The 18,178-nt window shown below is 36.0% G+C and carries 18 protein-coding genes; 5 read left to right on the top strand and 13 right to left on the bottom strand.

The genetic code is table 11. The annotated features are described in order from the left end of the window. The 5 genes from J4050_RS04505 to rpsF all read right to left on the bottom strand — a co-directional run bounded on the left by J4050_RS04505 (position 1) and on the right by rpsF (position 2,919). Positions 1-879: a glycerophosphodiester phosphodiesterase family protein gene (locus J4050_RS04505; protein ID WP_208152774.1), complete on the bottom strand. Its 879-nt coding sequence runs from the start codon at positions 877-879 to the stop codon at positions 1-3. A gap of 16 nt (positions 880-895) precedes the next feature. Further along, positions 896-1,675: a DUF2490 domain-containing protein gene (locus J4050_RS04510; protein ID WP_208152775.1), complete on the bottom strand. Its 780-nt coding sequence runs from the start codon at positions 1,673-1,675 to the stop codon at positions 896-898. A gap of 120 nt (positions 1,676-1,795) precedes the next feature. After that, complete coding sequence (gene rplI / locus J4050_RS04515) at positions 1,796-2,257, bottom strand: 50S ribosomal protein L9 (RefSeq protein WP_208152776.1); 462 nt, start codon at positions 2,255-2,257, stop codon at positions 1,796-1,798. A 12-nt stretch (positions 2,258-2,269) separates the two neighbouring features. Then, positions 2,270-2,569: a 30S ribosomal protein S18 gene (rpsR, locus tag J4050_RS04520; protein WP_208153292.1), complete on the bottom strand. Its 300-nt coding sequence runs from the start codon at positions 2,567-2,569 to the stop codon at positions 2,270-2,272. Then, positions 2,569-2,919, bottom strand: a complete 351-nt coding sequence (rpsF, locus tag J4050_RS04525; RefSeq protein ID WP_208152777.1) for a 30S ribosomal protein S6 — start codon at positions 2,917-2,919, stop codon at positions 2,569-2,571. The genes rpsR and rpsF overlap by 1 nt, the downstream gene beginning before the upstream one ends. Before the next feature lie 201 nt (positions 2,920-3,120). On the opposite strand from rpsF, the gene J4050_RS04530 reads away from it, so the two are divergent. Further along, positions 3,121-3,816 carry a LytR/AlgR family response regulator transcription factor gene (locus J4050_RS04530; RefSeq protein ID WP_076620930.1) on the top strand — a complete coding sequence of 232 codons (696 nt, stop codon included), beginning with the start codon at positions 3,121-3,123 and terminating at the stop codon, positions 3,814-3,816. Between the two features lie 73 nt (positions 3,817-3,889). Here J4050_RS04530 and priA read toward each other — a convergent pair whose 3' ends face one another. From priA to nadC, 4 genes are read right to left on the bottom strand one after another with little or no spacing between them, the layout of a single operon-like run. Continuing rightward, the gene (gene priA / locus J4050_RS04535) at positions 3,890-6,340 is read right to left on the bottom strand and encodes a replication restart helicase PriA (RefSeq protein WP_208153295.1); all 2,451 of its coding nucleotides are present in this window, start codon (positions 6,338-6,340) and stop codon (positions 3,890-3,892) included. Continuing rightward, entirely contained in the window at positions 6,340-6,759 is a 420-nt protein-coding gene (locus J4050_RS04540; protein WP_208152778.1) for a DUF2147 domain-containing protein, read from the bottom strand. The genes priA and J4050_RS04540 overlap by 1 nt, the downstream gene beginning before the upstream one ends. 3 nt (positions 6,760-6,762) lie before the next feature. Beyond that, positions 6,763-7,698 (bottom strand): YihY/virulence factor BrkB family protein, encoded by a 936-nt coding sequence (locus tag J4050_RS04545; protein ID WP_208152779.1) that lies wholly within the window; start codon positions 7,696-7,698, stop codon positions 6,763-6,765. Beyond that, the gene (gene nadC / locus J4050_RS04550; protein ID WP_208152780.1) at positions 7,699-8,556 is read right to left on the bottom strand and encodes a carboxylating nicotinate-nucleotide diphosphorylase; all 858 of its coding nucleotides are present in this window, start codon (positions 8,554-8,556) and stop codon (positions 7,699-7,701) included. It abuts the gene before it with no gap. An 85-nt stretch (positions 8,557-8,641) separates the two neighbouring features. Between nadC and rlmH the strand changes: the two genes are divergently transcribed. After that, positions 8,642-9,115: a 23S rRNA (pseudouridine(1915)-N(3))-methyltransferase RlmH gene (gene rlmH, locus J4050_RS04555; protein ID WP_208152781.1), complete on the top strand. Its 474-nt coding sequence runs from the start codon at positions 8,642-8,644 to the stop codon at positions 9,113-9,115. Positions 9,116-9,175: 60 nt separating this feature from the next. On the opposite strand, the gene hpf is transcribed toward rlmH, so the two are convergent. Together hpf and J4050_RS04565 are read right to left on the bottom strand one after the other, a co-directional pair. Then, the gene (gene hpf, locus J4050_RS04560; RefSeq protein WP_208152782.1) at positions 9,176-9,475 is read right to left on the bottom strand and encodes a ribosome hibernation-promoting factor, HPF/YfiA family; all 300 of its coding nucleotides are present in this window, start codon (positions 9,473-9,475) and stop codon (positions 9,176-9,178) included. A 110-nt stretch (positions 9,476-9,585) separates the two neighbouring features. Continuing rightward, entirely contained in the window at positions 9,586-11,379 is a 1,794-nt protein-coding gene (locus tag J4050_RS04565; RefSeq protein WP_208152783.1) for a glycoside hydrolase family 2 TIM barrel-domain containing protein, read from the bottom strand. Positions 11,380-11,459: 80 nt separating this feature from the next. Here J4050_RS04565 and J4050_RS04570 point away from each other — a divergent pair, with 80 nt between their 5' ends. Continuing rightward, a complete protein-coding gene (locus J4050_RS04570) occupies positions 11,460-12,035 on the top strand; it encodes a non-canonical purine NTP diphosphatase (RefSeq protein ID WP_208152784.1) in 576 nt (191 codons plus the stop codon). Positions 12,036-12,061: 26 nt separating this feature from the next. Here the strand turns inward: J4050_RS04570 and J4050_RS15350 are convergent, their stop codons facing one another. Continuing rightward, entirely contained in the window at positions 12,062-12,196 is a 135-nt protein-coding gene (locus tag J4050_RS15350; protein WP_279588370.1) for a hypothetical protein, read from the bottom strand. 271 nt (positions 12,197-12,467) lie between these two features. Here J4050_RS15350 and J4050_RS04575 point away from each other — a divergent pair, with 271 nt between their 5' ends. Further along, the gene (locus J4050_RS04575; protein ID WP_208152785.1) at positions 12,468-14,216 is read left to right on the top strand and encodes a DEAD/DEAH box helicase; all 1,749 of its coding nucleotides are present in this window, start codon (positions 12,468-12,470) and stop codon (positions 14,214-14,216) included. Between the two features lie 19 nt (positions 14,217-14,235). Here the strand turns inward: J4050_RS04575 and J4050_RS04580 are convergent, their stop codons facing one another. Continuing rightward, positions 14,236-17,190, bottom strand: a complete 2,955-nt coding sequence (locus tag J4050_RS04580) for an FIDD domain-containing protein (protein WP_208152786.1) — start codon at positions 17,188-17,190, stop codon at positions 14,236-14,238. Between the two features lie 179 nt (positions 17,191-17,369). Between J4050_RS04580 and J4050_RS04585 the strand changes: the two genes are divergently transcribed. Further along, entirely contained in the window at positions 17,370-18,170 is an 801-nt protein-coding gene (locus J4050_RS04585) for a carboxypeptidase-like regulatory domain-containing protein (RefSeq protein ID WP_208152787.1), read from the top strand. Positions 18,171-18,178 lie beyond the last annotated feature (8 nt).

The following is an 18,178-nucleotide window of genomic DNA, read 5'->3' on the forward strand; positions in this document are numbered from 1 at the left end:
TTAATTACTTTTATTAAGGGCATTAAATACTTCAAAAGGTCGGTCTGTTGCTATAATGTCAACACCTAAATCTTTCCATTTAGAGTAGAGCTCATCCCCTCGTGCTTTAGCCTGCTTATCTAAGTTACCCAAAGTACCCAATATACAAAGGATATCTTCGCTATGGATTGCTTTGTAATGCTTAGCAGATGATAATCTGGTTCCGGTAAAAGCAACCATATTCTCTGTTGGAATTCGAGAGTTAAGCAGACGTTGAAATTCATCGGAATTCCTAGCAGAAACTGACAAAAGCAACTCTGGAGCTTGTCTGTAAGCGGATTTAGCCTGGTTTAAATCATATGTTATCAATAAACAAGTATTCTCAGCATCTGCAGACTCAATGGCCTCTATCACGGCTTTTTGACTCACACTCCTTTTTACGTCTGCTGTTAAAATAACATTGTTAGCCTTACCCCAACTTAAGACTTCGGAAAAGAGCGGTACTTTAAATTTGGTAATATTGCCATAATCATCCTTCAGATATAATTTAGACAATTCGTCATAGGTTACTTTTCTTATAAGTCCCTCTCCTGTAGTAGTTCTATTAATAGAATTATCGTGCATTAGTACTAATTTGCCATCCTTAGTCTGTGCAATATCAACCTCAAATATAGCCGGGATACTATCGTTGACATATTTCATGGTTTCAAGGCAGTTTTCGGGATATCCGAATAGATTTTTGCCGCCTCTATGTACGCTGATAAACGGAATACTATCGGAATTAGAATAACTAAACCCTTTAGTACTTTCTTGATGTTTTGATTGTTTACACCCTATTAACAGCAAGAAAACCGTCACATAGGCTGTCGTTGTTAGTAGTTTTAGAAATGACCATTTCATCAAAAAAACCTTAAAATTATTCTTCACCATGTCTTACTTCATTAAAAGGTAGATTTTTATTCTTTCTAAAATCAAAACTACCATAAAAAAACAACCTCAATGTATGATTAAGGTTGTAAACATTTCCTGAAGCTAACTGTTGATATACCATCATATAGCCACAGTCTACCTTCCAATGCTTACTTAGCTTGTGCTTTATACCAACTGTAAATCTATTTTGATTGAAAGTATTGAACACCACGTCTTTCCCAAAGTTTAAATGTGTTTCATTAGCTAAAATAAACTCTGTTGGTCCTCCTTGTCTAAATGGAAATCCTGCACTGACTAAAAATCTTACACGATTTACAAAGGAGTCGTTATTTAAGGATTGTCCGTCTTGCACATTATTAAAAAAACGTTGCTCAAGCCGTATTCTAAACAGGGCGTTCATCTTCTCATAACGCCTAGAAATACTCAACTGTTGGTATATCCTATTTTCATTCTGGTAGTTATCCCAGACACCTGTAGTTGTTAACCAAAGATGTGCATACCCTCCTGCTAATCGTAGATTTGAATTTAAATAGTACTGACCGCCAACCCTCAGGAAATAGAAATTTGGATCAGCCATAAAATTAGTACGTCTAACGTGGATATCATTTAAAATGGCCCATCGATCGGCAATTCTGAATACATTATTGGTGGATATCCAAAACTGAGCATTTTCATTAACAACCTTTTCCGGCAATTCCTGGCTGTGTGCACTATTAATTACGGATACTAAAGTAAATATTGTAAAAAGGAGTTTTAGTAATTTCAATTTCAACACTTTATACTGCAAATTTAAAGAACTCTAAAATTCTAAAGTGATTTTATTATGAGATTTACGCGTAAAAAAAAACCACCTCAAAAAGGTGGTTTTTTCAATATTTATAGTGTATTATTTTTCAGCAATAACTTCAAAAGTTAAATCCACCGTAACAGATCGGTGTAATCTTATAGCAGCCTCATATTGGCCTAAGCGCTTAATGTTCCCACCTTGGATTGAAATAAATTTCTTGTCAATTTCATGACCCTCATTTCTCAAGGCATTTGCTAAGTCCATATTTGTAATTGAACCAAACAATTTATCACCTGCTGTTGCACCAGTACCAGCTTTTGCACCAATTTTTATATCTAGAGCTTTAAATGCCTCAGCCGTTTTGTTAGCATCATCTATAAGTGCTTTTTCTTTATGTGCTCTCTGCTTTAACGTTTCAGCCAATACCTTTTTTGCAGAAGGTGTTGCTAAAATTGCATGCCCATGAGGAATTAAATAATTTCTACCATAACCGTTCTTAACTGTTACAATATCGTCTTTAAATCCTAAATCCTCAACGTCTTGTTTTAATATAAGTTCCATTGTTATGATATTTTATTTTAATAAATCTGCAACATATGGCATTAAAGCTAAATGTCTAGCTCTTTTTACTGCCACAGATACTTTCCTTTGGTACTTTAAAGAAGTACCTGTTAAACGTCTTGGCAATAGCTTACCTTGTTCGTTAACAAATTTCAATAAAAAGTCTGGGTCTTTATAATCTACGTATTTAATACCCGACTTTTTAAAGCGACAATACTTTTTCGCTTTAGTTGTTTCTATGTTAAGCGGAGTTAAATATCTAATCTCTCCGTCTTTCTTACCTTTTGCTTGTTGTTCTATTGATGACATAATTACGCTTTTGCTTTTGCTTTAACTTTTAGTTTTTCTCGTCTTCGCTCAGCCCAAGCAATTGCATGCTTGTCTAATTTCACGGTTAAGTAACGCATAAAACGCTCATCACGCCTAAATTCTAACTCTAAAGGCTCAATGACCTCACCAGCTACTTGGTACTCAAATAAGTGATAAAATCCACTTTTTTTGTTCTGGATTGGATAGGCTAATTTTTTTAGTCCCCAATCTTCTTTGGCAATCATCTTAGCTCCTTTAGAAACGAGTAGATCCTCGTATTTCTTAACTGTCTCCTTTATCTGGTCGTCAGATAAAACGGGATTTAAGATGAAAACAGTTTCATAATGATTCATAATTAATCTATTTGTTTAATGTTAAAACGGCTGCAAAAATACGTATTAATTCTAATTCTAACAACGTTTTAACCCTCAAAGTTTTATACAGGTTATACACCAAAGTTTTTGTTAAATTTTACACTTTGTCGGTAAAATTTGTTTTTTAACCGAAAATATTGTACTATTGTCGATATCTTAACCTAATAAATAAGTAATGTTATGACTTTAAACTGTGTAGTTGTTGATGATTCTGCGATTCAGCGCCTCTCCATAGTTAAGTTAATTGAGAATCACTCCTCACTTAATTTAATTGCAGAGTACAGCAGTGCATTAGAGACTAAAAACGGTCTTAATACACATAAGGTAGATCTTATCTTTCTAGATATAGAAATGCCTGTATTAAACGGTTTTGAGCTACTTGATGTCCTCAACAACAAACCCCAAATCATTTTTGTTACAGGTAAAACCGAATATGCTTTTAAAGCATTTAATTACGATGCTACCGACTATCTCCAAAAACCCATCACTAAAGAACGTTTTAATACTGCTGTAGAAAAAGCTATTGAACAGCATAAATTAAAATTAGACTTTAATGAGACTGATGGCGAACATATCTTTGTTAAGAGTAACCTTAAAAAACGTAAGGTTTATATCAAGGATATTAAGTGGATCGAGGCACTTGGCGATTACGTCAAAGTTGTAACAGAAGAAAACAGCCTAGTTGTGTTATCTACAATGAAGGCCTTTGAAAAAGAATTACCAGAAGGTAAGTTTTTGAGAATCCACAAATCTTACATTGTGAATTTAGATAAAATAGACCGTTTTAACAGTAAAAATGTTGAAGTTGGAGCCTATGAAATTCCATTGAGTCGAAATAAAAAGACCCAACTTGTAGATGCTCTAAACAATATGTAATACAATTACATTACTAGAGGTTGAATTCTCAATAAACCAAAACATTAAATCCTGTCTTTAAGACGGGATTTTTTTAATAATTATCTACATTTAATATCACTCTCACTGGTCTAAAATCTTTAACGGCATTAAAACTATTATCTATTTTAGTGATGGCTTCCTTAGTCCGTTTAAGATTTTGATTAGGTGGTATCTTCAATAAAATATTTTTAATGAACTGATTTCTAATTCTAGAAACAGGAGGAAATTCTGGCCCCAGCACATAAGCCCCAAAGACTTGTCTTAATGATTTGCAATACCACTCTGCAGCCTGGTTTACTCTATTGTAGTCTTTATGTTTTAAAGTCACCTTGATAATTCTAAATATTGGAGGATACTTGTAACTGTAACGTTCATTGAGCTGCTCCACATACATTTCTTCATAAGAGTTTGTAGAAACTTGCTGAAGTATGTTGTGATGTGGATTATAGGTCTGTATTAAAACCTTTCCTCTTATATCTGTTCTTCCTGCCCTGCCAGAAACTTGAGCCATTAGCTGATAACTTCTTTCATGCGCTCTAAAATCTGGGAAATTCAAAAGGTTGTCTGCATTCATAATCCCAACAAGCTTTACATGTCTAAAATCTAATCCTTTAGTAAGCATTTGGGTACCTACCAGTATATCAACCTCACGATTTTCGAAGCTATGAATAATTTTTTCAAAGGCGAATTTACCTCGTGTCGTATCCAAGTCCATACGTGCCACATTGCTCTTAGGAAATAATTGCTTCACCTCCTCCTCTATTTGCTCGGTACCGAAACCCTTAGTATCTAATGTAGCATTTCCGCAAGCCTCGCAACTTTTTATCATTACTGTATTATAGCCACAATAATGGCAACGCAATTGATCTCTGTATTGATGGTAGGTTAAACTAACATCGCAATTAGGGCACTGAGGTGAATGACCACAAGTAGTACATTCTACTATTGGCGAAAAACCTCTTCTATTCTGAAACAAAATGACCTGATGCCCTTCTTGAAGCGTTTCTGAGACTTCTTCAATAAGTCTATCGCTAAAATGGCCTTTCATATGTTTACGCTTGTACTTATCTGCTAAGTCTACTAATTCAATGTCTGGCAGCAACACATTGTTATAGCGGGTTTTTAGTTCTATTAGTCCATATTTGTTTTGTTGAGCGTTGTAATACGTCTCTATACTTGGCGTGGCAGAACCCAGTAGAGACTTTGAGTTATGAATATTAGAAAGTACAATAGCGGCATCCCTTGCATGATATCGCGGTGCAGGGTCAAATTGCTTATAGGATTGCTCATGTTCTTCGTCTACAATGACCAAGCCCAAATTAAAAAATGGCAATAATAGTGCTGAACGAGCACCTATAACAATTTTAGACGGTGTAGAAGTGTCTAAAAGATGTCGCCAAACCTCAACGCGCTCATTACTTGAATACCTTGAGTGAAATACGGCAACACGATCTCCGAAATAGGTCTGTAGGCGTTGAACCAACTGTGTGGTTAGGGCAATTTCTGGAAGCAGGTATAATACCTGTTTGTTTAAACCTAACTGTTTTTCAATAAGCTTTACATAAATTTCTGTTTTTCCAGATGACGTTACACCATGCAGCAACACAACATCCTTTTGTTGAAATTGATGCTCAATGCCTTTAAGTGCAGTTACCTGTTCTTTGCTTAAAACAACTGATTTGTCTTGCTTTTCTTTGGGAATAACACGGTCAACCTGAAGGTGATAGTCTTCTAGAATTCCCTTATCTACTAAGGCTTTTATAATTTGAGAAGATGATTGACTCCTTTTAGAAAGCTCCGAAACACTAATCGGTTTTTTTGAAGTTGAATGCATTGTAAAATAGGTCAACAGTACCTGACGTTGCTTTGGTGCTCTGTTGAGCTCTTCTAATAAGGCTTCCAAGTTTTTTTCATCAGTATAACCTTCTGCCAGTTTAATATATCGCACCAATTTAGGTTGATACTTTTCATACAGCTCCTCTTGCAGGTTTAGAATCCCTTTTTCTACCAAACCATGTATAACTGGCAGAACACGTTTTCGATCTAAAATAGCACTAACATCATCAATTTTAAGCGTAGATTGATGCTGAAGCGCTTCGTAAATTAGGAATTCGTCATCAGTAAAGAAATTATCATCAGGGTATTGGGTGTCCCTTTTAGTAAGTATAGTCTCGCTTTCTAGAATAAAAGCATTTGGCATTGCTGCACGCATTACCTCACCTAGACTACACATATAATACTCAGAAATCCATTGCCAGTGATGTAATTGGCTTTCCGTAACTATGGGCTCCTCATCTAAAATCTGATGTATGGTTTTTGGCTCGTAAGCCAAAGGCTCACTCTGATGCACTTTTTGGGCTAAGGCCGTATAAATCTTATTTTTTCCAAAAGGTACGGCAACGCGCATTCCTCTTTTTATAAAGGTTGCCTCAGCATCTGTAATATGGTAGGTAAAGGCTTTTTTAAGGGGAATGGGTAATATGACATCTAAAAAATAAGCCACTATTTTACCCTTTGCCAATATTGGGTTTTGTAGAAAAAGGCCACATAGCCCCTTACCTGAAGCGTGTTTGGATTATCTTCAATTTTAAGTCGGCATTTATAGACTTTACCGTTACTAGGGTTAAGGATGGTACCCCCTTCAAATACATCATCTTCCTTTTCTAATCCTTCAATAATTTGCATGCCTAATATAGGTTTTCCATTTTTGTCACCTTCGCATTTACTGCATACTGCTTCTTTTTTCTCTGTAAGTATCTCAACGATTTTACCGTAAATCTTACCATCCGACTCGTAAATTTGTACAATAGACTTTTCCTGGCCAGTTTCATCATCAATCGTCTTCCACTTACCAGTGATATCTTGTGCTACCAAAGTATTTACACCTAGACACAAAACAATTAAAACCTGAAATATTTTCATAACCTAAATTTGATTTCTTAATTGCCTTAATGTAGCGTTTAATTCATAACCTAGTAATAGGATATTGCTATTTAACCAAAGGTAAAATAATAATATAAGTAATGCCCCTATTGAACCAAACAACTCATTATAGCGCGAAAAATTTTCTATATAAATCCCAAAAAGATAAGAGGTTAAAATAATGAGTAAGGTGGTCAATAAGGCACCTATTGAGAAGAAACGGGTTTGTCGTCCTTCCTTAGTACCAAAGTAATACAAGGTCGCAGTGGCCAAATAAACCATAACCACAAAAAATACATATTTGGCAAAAATTATCCAACGGGTTTCAGCTACTGAATTAGCTTCGCCTGTTAAACCCACATAAATTGGACTCAGAATATAAATTTGAAAATACCCAAAAACAGCTACCGTTAAGAGCACTAAAAATGCTAAAATAAGCGATACGCCTAATGCATATAAATACTGTTGAAAAACATTTCTTGCCAATTGTTCGTGGTAGGAATATTCAAAACCAGAGAAAACAGCGTTGACACCATTAGACATTAAAAAGATAGACAATAAGAATACTGATGAAATTAGTCCAGCACTACCTTTACCACTGATATTTTCAAAAATACTGGTCATAAAGAAATCTGAAGTTTGAGGCGGTAAGAATGAATTTAAAAATGCCAAAAAATCCTCTTGAAATCCTTCTATAGGAATATGTGGAATTATTATTATTACGAATAACAGAAATGGAAAAATCGCAGTAAAAAAATTAAAGGCAATAGCACTAGCTCTTGTTGTAAGTGCGCCTTTTACAATACCCATGGCATAAAGCTCTAATAAGTCATAAATAGATAACCCTTCAAATCCTGGTAATTTAATTTGTTTAAAAAATCGTACTAGCCAGTTGATTACAGGTATTTTATCTAACTTATCTTCTATAGCTTTAGACATTTAGACTGCTTTTAAGCTAAGGTCCATATTATAAACGGAATGTGTTAAAGCACCTGACGAAATATAATCCACACCGCATTCTGCATACTTACGGACCGTATGCTCATTTATGCCTCCCGAAGATTCCGTAAGGCATTTATCTCCAATGAGCGCAACCGCCTTTGTGGTATCCTCGTAATTAAAATTATCTATAAGAATACGATAAACGCCACCACACTCCAAAATTTCCGCTATTTCCTCGAGATTTCGGGCTTCAACAATAATCTTTAAGTCTCTGTTGGTTTCCTTTAAATAGACCTTAGTCTTGTTTATGGCCTTTGCCAAACCACCAGCAAAATCAATATGGTTGTCCTTAAGCATAATCATATCGTAAAGCGCAAATCTGTGATTCTCGCCACCACCAATTTTAACAGCCCATTTTTCTAAAGCCCTAATACCAGGCGTTGTTTTTCTGGTGTCTAATATCTTTGTACCTGTCCCTTCCAGCAAATCCACAAAAGTTCTTGTTTTTGTAGCGATAGCACTCATGCGCTGCATAGCATTGAGGACAAGACGTTCTGCCTTTAAAATGGATTGCGAAGGGCCTTCTACATAAAATACGATATCTCCATGGTTTACTTCGCTACCGTCTTCAATAAGAGTTTCTATGGTCATCTCAGCATCTACATAGGTAAACACTTGTTTTGCAAATTCCACACCTGCAATAATGCCTTTGTCTTTTACCAAAAGTTTTGCTTTACCCTTTGCAGAAGCAGGAATACATGCCAATGAGCTATGGTCGCCATCACCTACATCCTCGCGTATGGCATTAGAAATTATGATATTAATTTCGTTTTGAAATTGTTGTATGGAAATCATCAAATAATATTTAATGTAAAAATAACGATTGAAAAATGATAACCGAAAATTAAAGTTTCAAAATCAAATCATATAAATTTGAATTATGACGATAAAGCTACTCACCATAGGTAAAACAGATAATAAACACCTTCAGTCACTTATTGATGATTATCAACAGCGTTTAGGGCATTATATAAAATTTGAATTCGATGTATTACCAGATATAAAAAAGGTAAAACATCTCTCAGAAAGCCAACAAAAAGACAAAGAAGGCGAACTTATTTTATCAAGAATCCAGAAATCTGATGTGATGATACTACTTGACGAACATGGAAAACAGATGGACTCCATCTCATTTTCAAATTATTTGCAAAAACATATGAATTCTGGTCTTAAGTCCTTGGTGTTTGTAATTGGTGGGCCTTATGGCTTTTCAGAAGCTGTTTATAAACGTACCAACGGAAAACTAGGCCTATCCAAAATGACGTTTTCGCATCAAATGGTGCGCTTGTTCTTTATAGAACAATTATACAGAGGGTTTACTATCTTAAGAAATGAACCCTATCATCATCGATAAAGAAAGATAGCAAACCCTCTGGTATAAAACGTCGTAACGCTTTTGGGTAAATATTTAGTTTTAGTATGTTTTATAAGTTTCCTTACGTTTTTTTAGTTGGCGCGTTAAATCTGCAATGGTCTCATTAACCGCAAGCTCATAAGTGCGTTCGTTAGATGTTGCAAAAATGCGTGGACCAGGTAGACTTAGTTCTATATTGCAAATCTTACCTGCATCATGCTCATTATTATTATGTTTAATATAGACTTGTGCTGAAATAATAAACTCAAATTTCTCACCTAATTTATCTAATTTCACTTGAATAAATTCTGATAAAGCCTCGCTAACATCTGTGTTTACGTATTGAAAGTTTACAGTCATAATTGTTCTTGTTTATATTTAATTTTACTATATCTAATATACTAGATTACTATTGATTTCTACCTGATAATTATCATAAAAAATGCCTAATAAAATGCAGAAAGAAATACCTATTCAAATTTCACCTCATCGATATAAATATCATGGGAAAAACCATTGGCGGCAGCAAAAAGCACCAAGCCAGAGCGAATACAACTTAGGTCCTCACGTTTTACCCTAATTCGATACTCCTTCCATTGTGTAGTCAATTCAATATCCTCTAATATCTGGGCTGAATCGGGAAAGGGTTTTTCCTTTTTAATGAGTCCAAATCCTATTTGAGCTTTTAATCCATTATAACTTCCCTTAGCCCAAAAACTAAAGGTTTTAGCTCCTCTAATATCATAACCACCGAGGATATCGCCCCAATCGTTAGCAGGGTCAACTAGTGCAAACCCATACCAATCTTTACTAGAAGTATAACTTATTTTAAGTGCTGTAGTACCAGAATGGACCTTGTCCGAATGATTAACATCTACAACCATGGCTTCATAATTACCCATGTAAGCCGATGGTACATATGGTATATTATTACCGTCGTTATATACGTAAAACGGCAAATCTACCTTTGGCACCAAAAATGGTCTTTGACGTTCTCCCTCATCAATAACATTTATAGCATCAGAACTAATGGCTAAATTAGCATTACTATCACGTGCGTAAGCATATACTTTAATACCTCCATCTACTTTTGGAAGTTCTATCTCAAAACCATTTTCTATATCACCGCGACTATTGAGCTTATTTATAGCATCGCGCCGTCTCCTGCTGCCTGCTCTATGATTATAAAAAAAATTAATCTCATCAATGCTGTCTGTTGATTTATCTACGGTTAATTCTACAGGAACCCAAGTACCACTATCAAAGCCACTTTTGGGTAATCGTAGTTCAATATTCAATAAAGGCTTTTCTGGTTTTTTCCCAGTATATGCCTCACGAATAGCCCAATATTGCGGTCGTTTCTCACCATTGACATGTGTTAATAGCCATGGTGCGGCAAATTGATTTCCATCACTATAGTGAAAAATATATACACCCAAACAAGACGGCTTTGGTGCAATCCAATTGTTATAGCCCTCTACTATTGCATTATATTTCTCAACATCTGAAGGTTCTTTGGTAACACCAAATTCTTTAGTTTTAATATCCCATTCACCTGTCACTCCAAATTCGGTAATCACATAGGGTTTATCTATTTGTCGCTTATCTAATTCGTCTTGTAGAAGATTAGCACCAGCACCATAAACATTTAATCCATAGACATCTAAACTTGGCACATACTGCTCCCACCAATCTAAACCGAATGTCCACGCTTCTACCGACAAAATAGGGTGCCGCTTGTCCATACCCTTTATGTCTTTACAAACGCGTTCCAAAAATTTAGAATAGGCTAGCTTTTCTTCATCAGTCTCTGTATTAAGATATACCTCGTTGCCAACTCCCCAAGCTAAAACAGCTGGATGGCCTTTAAAACGTCGTACCACATCGATAGCATTATTATACATTACCTCCATACCATCAGCCTCTTTGAGATAATCAAAACTATCATCTGCTTCCATACCTGGCCTTCCGTGACGCATCCAAATGCCCATAAGAACTTTAATGTTGTGTCGCTCTGCAGCCTCTAACAATAATGAAGTGTTCGGACTTGTACCCCAAGTTCTGATGGTATTAACACCAATTGATTTTAAATCTTCAAAATAGGTCATGAAATTGGCAGGGTCATCGTCATAGCCAAAGGTGACTCCTTTAATATCAAAAGGCTCTTCATCCACTAGCAATTGCCATGTGTTATCAGATTTTTCAATAGTAACCTGCGAAAAAGCTAAGAAAGGCATCCAAAGCATTAACCAAAACTTTAGCATAGCATATTGTTTTAGTTTAAAATTAAATGATTTTAATCGTAAAATCGAATATTAAATTATATTTAGGAAAATTGTAACGTATGCAAATCGTCTTCGCCACCAATAATAAAAATAAACTTAAAGAAGTTCAGGCTTTGGTCCCTAAGCATATTAAAATCTTAAGTCTATCTGATATTGGTTGTCATGAAGATATTCCCGAAACGCAATCCACTATAGAAGGTAATGCCAAGCAAAAAGCGGATTATATAAAATCCAAGTATGGCTATGATTGTTTTGCAGATGATACTGGTCTTGAAGTTGCAGTTTTAAACGGTGCTCCTAGTGTATATTCGGCACGCTACGCAGGCCCTCAACGCAACGCAGAGGACAATACCAATAAACTTCTTTCTGAACTAGAAGATAAGACCAATCGCTCTGCTCAGTTTAAAACCGTCATTGCCTTGCATCTTAATGGTACTCTACACACATTTACTGGAATTTGTAAAGGTGAAATTACCACACAAAAACACGGAGAGAAAGGCTTTGGCTATGATCCTATTTTCCGACCTGACGGGTACATACAGACTTTTGCAGAAATGGAATTAGCATTGAAAAATAAAATTGGCCACCGTGGAAAAGCGGTGCAAAAACTTATCACTTTCTTAGAAAACACCTAATTATTATGTAGTACGGCTCAAAGCGGTCATTTTAAATCTTTTTTCATCTGTGTGAATCTTGGGTCATTCAAAATTTCTTTTGGATAGGCATAGTCTAAAGTAATAATAACTCCTATGTCACCTAGACGTCCTGCAATTGCGCTTACCGCATCCCAATTCATACTTAAAGTATTTAAAAACTATCCTAGTATCAAGGTATAAAAATATTAGACATATACTTCTAAAAAATAAAATTACCTTTTTTTTGATACCCTCGCATAAGTATTGATAATCCAATTAAAAGACTATATTTGCACGCTGAAACACTTACGATAATATGTTGTTTCTTTAAACGCCTCAGGGTGAGGCCGTGTTACCAGAAGGTTAGGTTTAGTATGTCGATTCACTTCTTATGTAACACTACATAATATAATCGCATACAAAACATTAACAATGAGTACATTTCAAGATTTAGGTCTAAATCAAGACCTATTACAAGCTATTTCAGATTTAGGGTTTACGACACCCAGCGAAGTACAAGAAAAAGCTATTCCTATTCTACTAAATGAAGAGCAAGACTTAGTGGCTCTAGCTCAAACTGGAACAGGAAAAACAGCAGCCTTTGGCTTTCCTATGCTTCAACAAATTGATATTAACAGTCGTACAACCCAAGGACTTATTCTATCTCCAACACGTGAGCTTTGCCTACAGATTACCAATGAGATGAAACTCTATGGTAAATACTGCAAAGGACTCAATGTAGTTGCAATTTATGGAGGTGCCAGTATTACCGAACAGGCCAATCAAATTAAAAAAGGCGCACAGGTTGTGGTGGCTACACCTGGGAGAATGAAAGACATGATTCGCCGCAAGTTGGTGGATATCTCAAAAATACAATACAGCGTTTTAGATGAGGCTGATGAAATGCTTAACATGGGATTCTACGAGGATATTACAGATATACTTTCTCATACGCCTAAAGACAAAAGCACTTGGCTGTTTTCTGCAACAATGCCGAAAGAAGTGGCTAAAATTGCAAAAGACTTTATGCATAGCCCTATAGAAATTGTTGTAGGTAATAGAAACGAAAGCACATCTCAGGTATCTCACGAATACTATCTAGTTAATGGCCGCGATCGGTATTTAGCACTAAAGCGATTGGCAGATGCACACCCAGAAATTTTTTCAGTGGTGTTCTGTAGAACAAAACGTGATACACAAAAAGTTGCCGAAAAGTTAATTGAAGACGGCTATAGTGCTGGTGCCTTGCATGGTGACCTCAGCCAAAACCAGCGCGACTTAGTAATGAAAGCATTTAGAAACAAGCAAATTCAAATGCTTGTTGCAACTGACGTAGCTGCAAGAGGGATAGATGTAGATGATATTACTCATGTTATCAATTACCAATTACCAGATGAAATAGAAACCTACACCCATCGCTCAGGAAGAACTGGCAGGGCTGGTAAAACAGGGATTTCAATGGTTATTGTTGCCAAAAGTGAACTCCGAAAAATCAAATCTATTGAACGAATTATAAAAAAGGAATTTGAGCAAAAAGACATTCCTTCTGGTATGGAAATATGTCAGGTTCAACTCATGAATTTGGCCAATAAGGTGCATAATACAAAGGTGAATCATGAAATTGATTCTTTTCTTGACAATATTAATAGTCTTTTTGAAGACACCGAAAAGGATGAACTTATTAAAAAATTCTTTTCTGTAGAATTTTCAAGATTCCATAACTATTATAAAAATGCAAAGGATCTAGGCGTATCTAGCAGTAAGGATAGCAGTACAAGAATTAGTGCTGATGAGACACGTTTCTTCATCAATGTTGGTAAAAAGGATGGATTTGACTGGATGTCGCTAAAGGATTTCCTAAAGGCTACATTAGAATTAGGACAAGACGATGTCTTTAAAGTAGACGTTATGCCTAGTTTTTCTTTCTTTAATACAGATAAGACTATTGAAGGTAAAATCTTAGATTTTTTCAAAGATTTTACCTACCAAGGCCGTTATATCAATGTAGAAATCACTGAAAATAAAGGTAGTGGCAGAAGTGGAAAAAGAGATCGAGGGCGCAGACGTGATGATAGCCGTGGTAAAGGAGGTAGACGAGGATTTGACGGACCAAAAGGAGGTAGAAAAAAATACTCTAAATCCAACAGTAGTGATAGACCGAGACGTTCTAGACGACGATAGGCCTAATCCCAAAAGAAAACTAGCGTTTTAGAGTAAAATGACCTGTGTAAGTGGCTCCGGTTTTGGGTCGTTTAACAACAAACCAATAATCCGAAGTTGGCATTTTTTGACCATTATAAGTACCGTCCCACCCAATTGAATTAGAACCAAACTGCGTAATTAATTTACCATAACGATCATAAATGGAAACTTCTAAATCTGGTTCTAGGGCAGCATTGGCTATTTGCCAAGTTGGGTTATAGCTGTCGCCGTTAGGCGTAAAAAACTTTGGATAGTATAATAGAAATACATCCTCGGATACAACACCACAACCATTTTTATCTCGTACAAAAACGGTGTAATCATTTGGTAGCAACCCTGTAAATGTGTTACTATCTTGATAAAATCCGTTATCAAGAGCATATTCATACGCCCCTTCACCAGAGACAAATACAGTAATCTCATTGTTGGATTCTGTCCAATCCTGAATTTCAATATCTAAAATAGTAGCTTCACTAGACGCATCTACTGTAAAGGTTTTTGTAACAAAGCAGGTTACAGAAGGTGTAGTTTGGCTTAATGAACCGATATTCACCGTATAAATGCCAGGTTCTTCCACAAAAATAGACCTAGTCGTTTCACCCGTTGACCATAAATAGCTATCAAAACCAAAATCTGCTTCTAGTCGGAGTCGCTCACCAATACAAACCGTGGCAGTTTCATCTTCAACCATATCTGGTAATGGCACTACCGCAATTTCAAAAGATGTCGTATCGTAACAAAATGGATTGCCAGCTGGTTCAATTCTGGCATAAATGGTTTGAGGGTTAGTTTCATTTTGAAAAAAAGCAGGTAAGGGATCTAACCCTGTATCTGCGGATATCTGGCTTAAATGGTAACTAATATTAAAGTTACCAGTCTGATTATTAATAATTTGTTCGTCCTGTGCTACTAAATTAAATTGCCCAATACCATCACCTCCCGATTCATCACAACTACTAATATCATCAGGTTGAAAGGCAATTATTTGACCTGAAATCTCAATGGTAATTGGTGTTGTATCAAAACATTGAGAATTAAAACTGTTCTCAATTCTAGCATAGATGGTTTGAGGATTGGATATATTTTGATACGGTGATATCATTGGGTTAGCTCCATTATTTGCATCAGTTGGATTTAGATGATAGCTTACATTAAATTCATCCTGAGACTGACCACCTAAAACAACACTATCAAATTGTGATAGTTCAATACTCTCAGAACCATCAGGAATTTCATTGTCACAAAGTACTAATGGTGTGACTGGATTTGCAACTGGTATGGCATTAACTCTTAAGTCAAATGCAACAACAGCATTACAGGAGCCATTTTCTACATTTGAAATTAAGGCATAAATGGTTTGAGGACTTTCTGTATTGGTGAAATTTAATGGTAAAGGGTTTGTTGTCGTTAGGGCATCTTCTTCAGACAGGAAGTACTCTACATCAAAAAGCGCATTAGATTGGCCATTAAGAACCTCAGCTGTTTTGGTTGATAAATCAAATACTTCAACACCATCTCCAGAAATATCATCGCATTGTACATAATCACCGACTGTAGTCACTATAGGAGTATCGTAAATTATAATTCTTTCATCAAAAGACTCTGTTCCTCCGGGAATGTTTATGTTAAGTGTGACGTCATAGGTCCCAGGATTAAGATAAATATGTTCTGGGCTTATTTCCGTGGAAGTATTACCATCCCCAAAGTCCCATGCTACAGAATCAATACTCTCGTTTGTATTTATTGAGAACTTTGTTTCAACACCTGCACATGTCCCTTCAAATTCAATGCCGACATCAAAAAAGGATTGGATAAATGGTGGTAATCCAGCAGCAGGGAAGCGTCCACCCAAATCCACACCTCCAACAACGTAATTGGCGTTAACACCTAATTCATTTGGATTTTCAATAACATCTAAGGAAGAAAATCCTGGTACAGAAACATACAACTTACCATCAATTCCCAATTGTAGCGCTGCAATTAAAAAATCAACTTCGTACAAAATAGTATCCGATGCTAAAATGTCTGCTGCAGTTGGTTGGGTAATATCAAACTGATGAACTCGATAAGACTGAAAAAGTGTACTGCCCCAGTCTGAAACATACAACACTTTGCTATTTGGAGAAAACTCTAGTCCATATGGACCCGTTGGTGGTGTATCAGCAGGATTATCAAAAAAAACACCGGAAAGTTCAATTGGATTCGAAACAACACCAGTAGCCGTGTCAAAATCAAAAAGTTCTACATCACTATCAGAATTCCACTTAGCCAACGCTAATTTTTCACCGTTAGGTGATATTTTCATATATCCTAAAGCGTGTCGAAAATCTGGCCCATGAACCGAACCTACGGCAGAAATAACGGGAGTGGTAGATACCCCAGAGTTTGAAACTAAATAAGAAAAAAAACGGTTTGTTTCCCACTCGTGAGAAACGACCCAATAATCATTTCCATTTTGATGATCAATAGCTGTTACTTTTTCAGGAACAGGAGTTAACAACTGAATGTTTTTTAATGGAGTAATATCACCATTACCATCATTCAACGCCATATTAACTTCTGAATAGTTTAGACCATCGTCTCCACCACCAGCTGCAGCGGTAAAAATGTAATAAATGTTAGCGTTATTAGGTTTAGGAACTATGATAGCCGATTGTGTACTTGACGGACTTCCTAACAATCCTGTACCGTTTGGCGTTATATTATGGTTTCTATCCCAAACAGTAATACCATCTGTGTAGAACAATAGGCCACCTTGTCTGTTAGAAATCGTTGCGCATCCCTCTCCTGTTTGTAGTTGTCCATCTAGCAAAGCCTCAGTACCTGCAGCATTAAAGTTTAAACCGGCATTATTTCCAAAATACCAATTAGATGCCTCTTTCTGGGCAAAACTGATTTGTATTAAACCAGACATTAAAAGCACACAACACATTATTTCTCGAAACATTTTCATATCAGCAATTTTGATTATGTCCTTCCTCTTTGCCGTGCTTAAATCAAAGAAGAAACACACCCTCGTATTCAAAGATAGGGAAGTCTCCTAAAAAAGTCTTGTTAATATTAAGTCAAATGTCTTTTTACCGTTATACTAAATAGCTTAAGTTTACTACCTTTGAATTGTAATACGAGTCTATGCGCCATATCCTTATTTTGCTATTTTGTTTGCTTACTGCGCATAGTTATGGACAAGAAACTCAGGACCAAACAGAGCCAACAAGAGTTACAGGAACTATTATAAGTACTACCACAAACGGTCCTTTAAGCGAAGTCAATATTGTAAATATCAACCAAGTTATAGGAACTTCTACCAATGATGACGGTGTATTTGAGATTAGGGCAAACGCCAATGATACGCTCCACTTGTCCTACCTTGGGTATAAGTCAATTAAGGTTAGAGTTACTAATGACTGGATAAAATTTGGTAACACTAAAATTGAAATGACTGAATTAGCTTTAGCGCTTGAAGAAGTCACGGTTAAAAAGCTACAACTCACAGGTTATCTAAAGGTAGATATGGCACAAGTCCCTATTCAATCTAATGAACGCTATAGAATTTCTGGATTACCAGGTCAAGGTTACGAGGCCAGACGACCAAATGTAGCTTCTAAAGTATTAGGCGCTATTTTTAATCCTGCAGATTTTCTTTATAACATGTTTGGTAAGAAACCTAATGAGATGAAAAAACTACGCAAGATGAAGGAGGATGATGAAATAAGGAATACCTTGGCAAAGCGCTATGATAGAGAAATGCTTATGGTTTTGCTTCAAGTAAATAAGTTTGACTTAGACGAGATTGTAAATCAATGTAACTATTCAAAGGATTTCATCAATACGGCTAACGATTTACAAATATTGGACGCCATTAGTCAATGCTACGAAGAATATAAGGTTATAAGCCGCAGTAAGAATAGAAAAAAAGGCAATAAGTCCTAGGGACGTCA

It is taken from the genome of Winogradskyella pelagia (assembly GCF_017581965.1).
Lineage (GTDB): Bacteria > Bacteroidota > Bacteroidia > Flavobacteriales > Flavobacteriaceae > Winogradskyella > Winogradskyella pelagia.

Bases quoted from the DNA above. Each gene is read 5' to 3' on its own strand.
- rplI (WP_208152776.1), bottom strand. From the start codon at position 2,257: ATGGAACTTATATTAAAACAAGACGTTGAGGATTTAGGATTTAAAGAC.
- J4050_RS04575 (WP_208152785.1), top strand. From the start codon at position 12,468: ATGAGTACATTTCAAGATTTAGGTCTAAATCAAGACCTATTACAAGCT.
- rpsF (WP_208152777.1), bottom strand. From the start codon at position 2,919: ATGAATCATTATGAAACTGTTTTCATCTTAAATCCCGTTTTATCTGAC.
- J4050_RS04530 (WP_076620930.1), top strand. From the start codon at position 3,121: ATGACTTTAAACTGTGTAGTTGTTGATGATTCTGCGATTCAGCGCCTC.
- J4050_RS04585 (WP_208152787.1), top strand. From the start codon at position 17,370: ATGCGCCATATCCTTATTTTGCTATTTTGTTTGCTTACTGCGCATAGT.
- J4050_RS04545 (WP_208152779.1), bottom strand. From the start codon at position 7,698: ATGTCTAAAGCTATAGAAGATAAGTTAGATAAAATACCTGTAATCAAC.
- J4050_RS04565 (WP_208152783.1), bottom strand. From the start codon at position 11,379: ATGCTAAAGTTTTGGTTAATGCTTTGGATGCCTTTCTTAGCTTTTTCG.
- rlmH (WP_208152781.1), top strand. From the start codon at position 8,642: ATGACGATAAAGCTACTCACCATAGGTAAAACAGATAATAAACACCTT.
- nadC (WP_208152780.1), bottom strand. From the start codon at position 8,556: ATGATTTCCATACAACAATTTCAAAACGAAATTAATATCATAATTTCT.
- J4050_RS04505 (WP_208152774.1), bottom strand. From the start codon at position 879: ATGAAATGGTCATTTCTAAAACTACTAACAACGACAGCCTATGTGACG.
- J4050_RS04570 (WP_208152784.1), top strand. From the start codon at position 11,460: ATGCAAATCGTCTTCGCCACCAATAATAAAAATAAACTTAAAGAAGTT.
- J4050_RS04580 (WP_208152786.1), bottom strand. From the start codon at position 17,190: ATGAAAATGTTTCGAGAAATAATGTGTTGTGTGCTTTTAATGTCTGGT.
- hpf (WP_208152782.1), bottom strand. From the start codon at position 9,475: ATGACTGTAAACTTTCAATACGTAAACACAGATGTTAGCGAGGCTTTA.
- J4050_RS04540 (WP_208152778.1), bottom strand. From the start codon at position 6,759: ATGAAAATATTTCAGGTTTTAATTGTTTTGTGTCTAGGTGTAAATACT.
- J4050_RS15350 (WP_279588370.1), bottom strand. From the start codon at position 12,196: ATGAATTGGGATGCGGTAAGCGCAATTGCAGGACGTCTAGGTGACATA.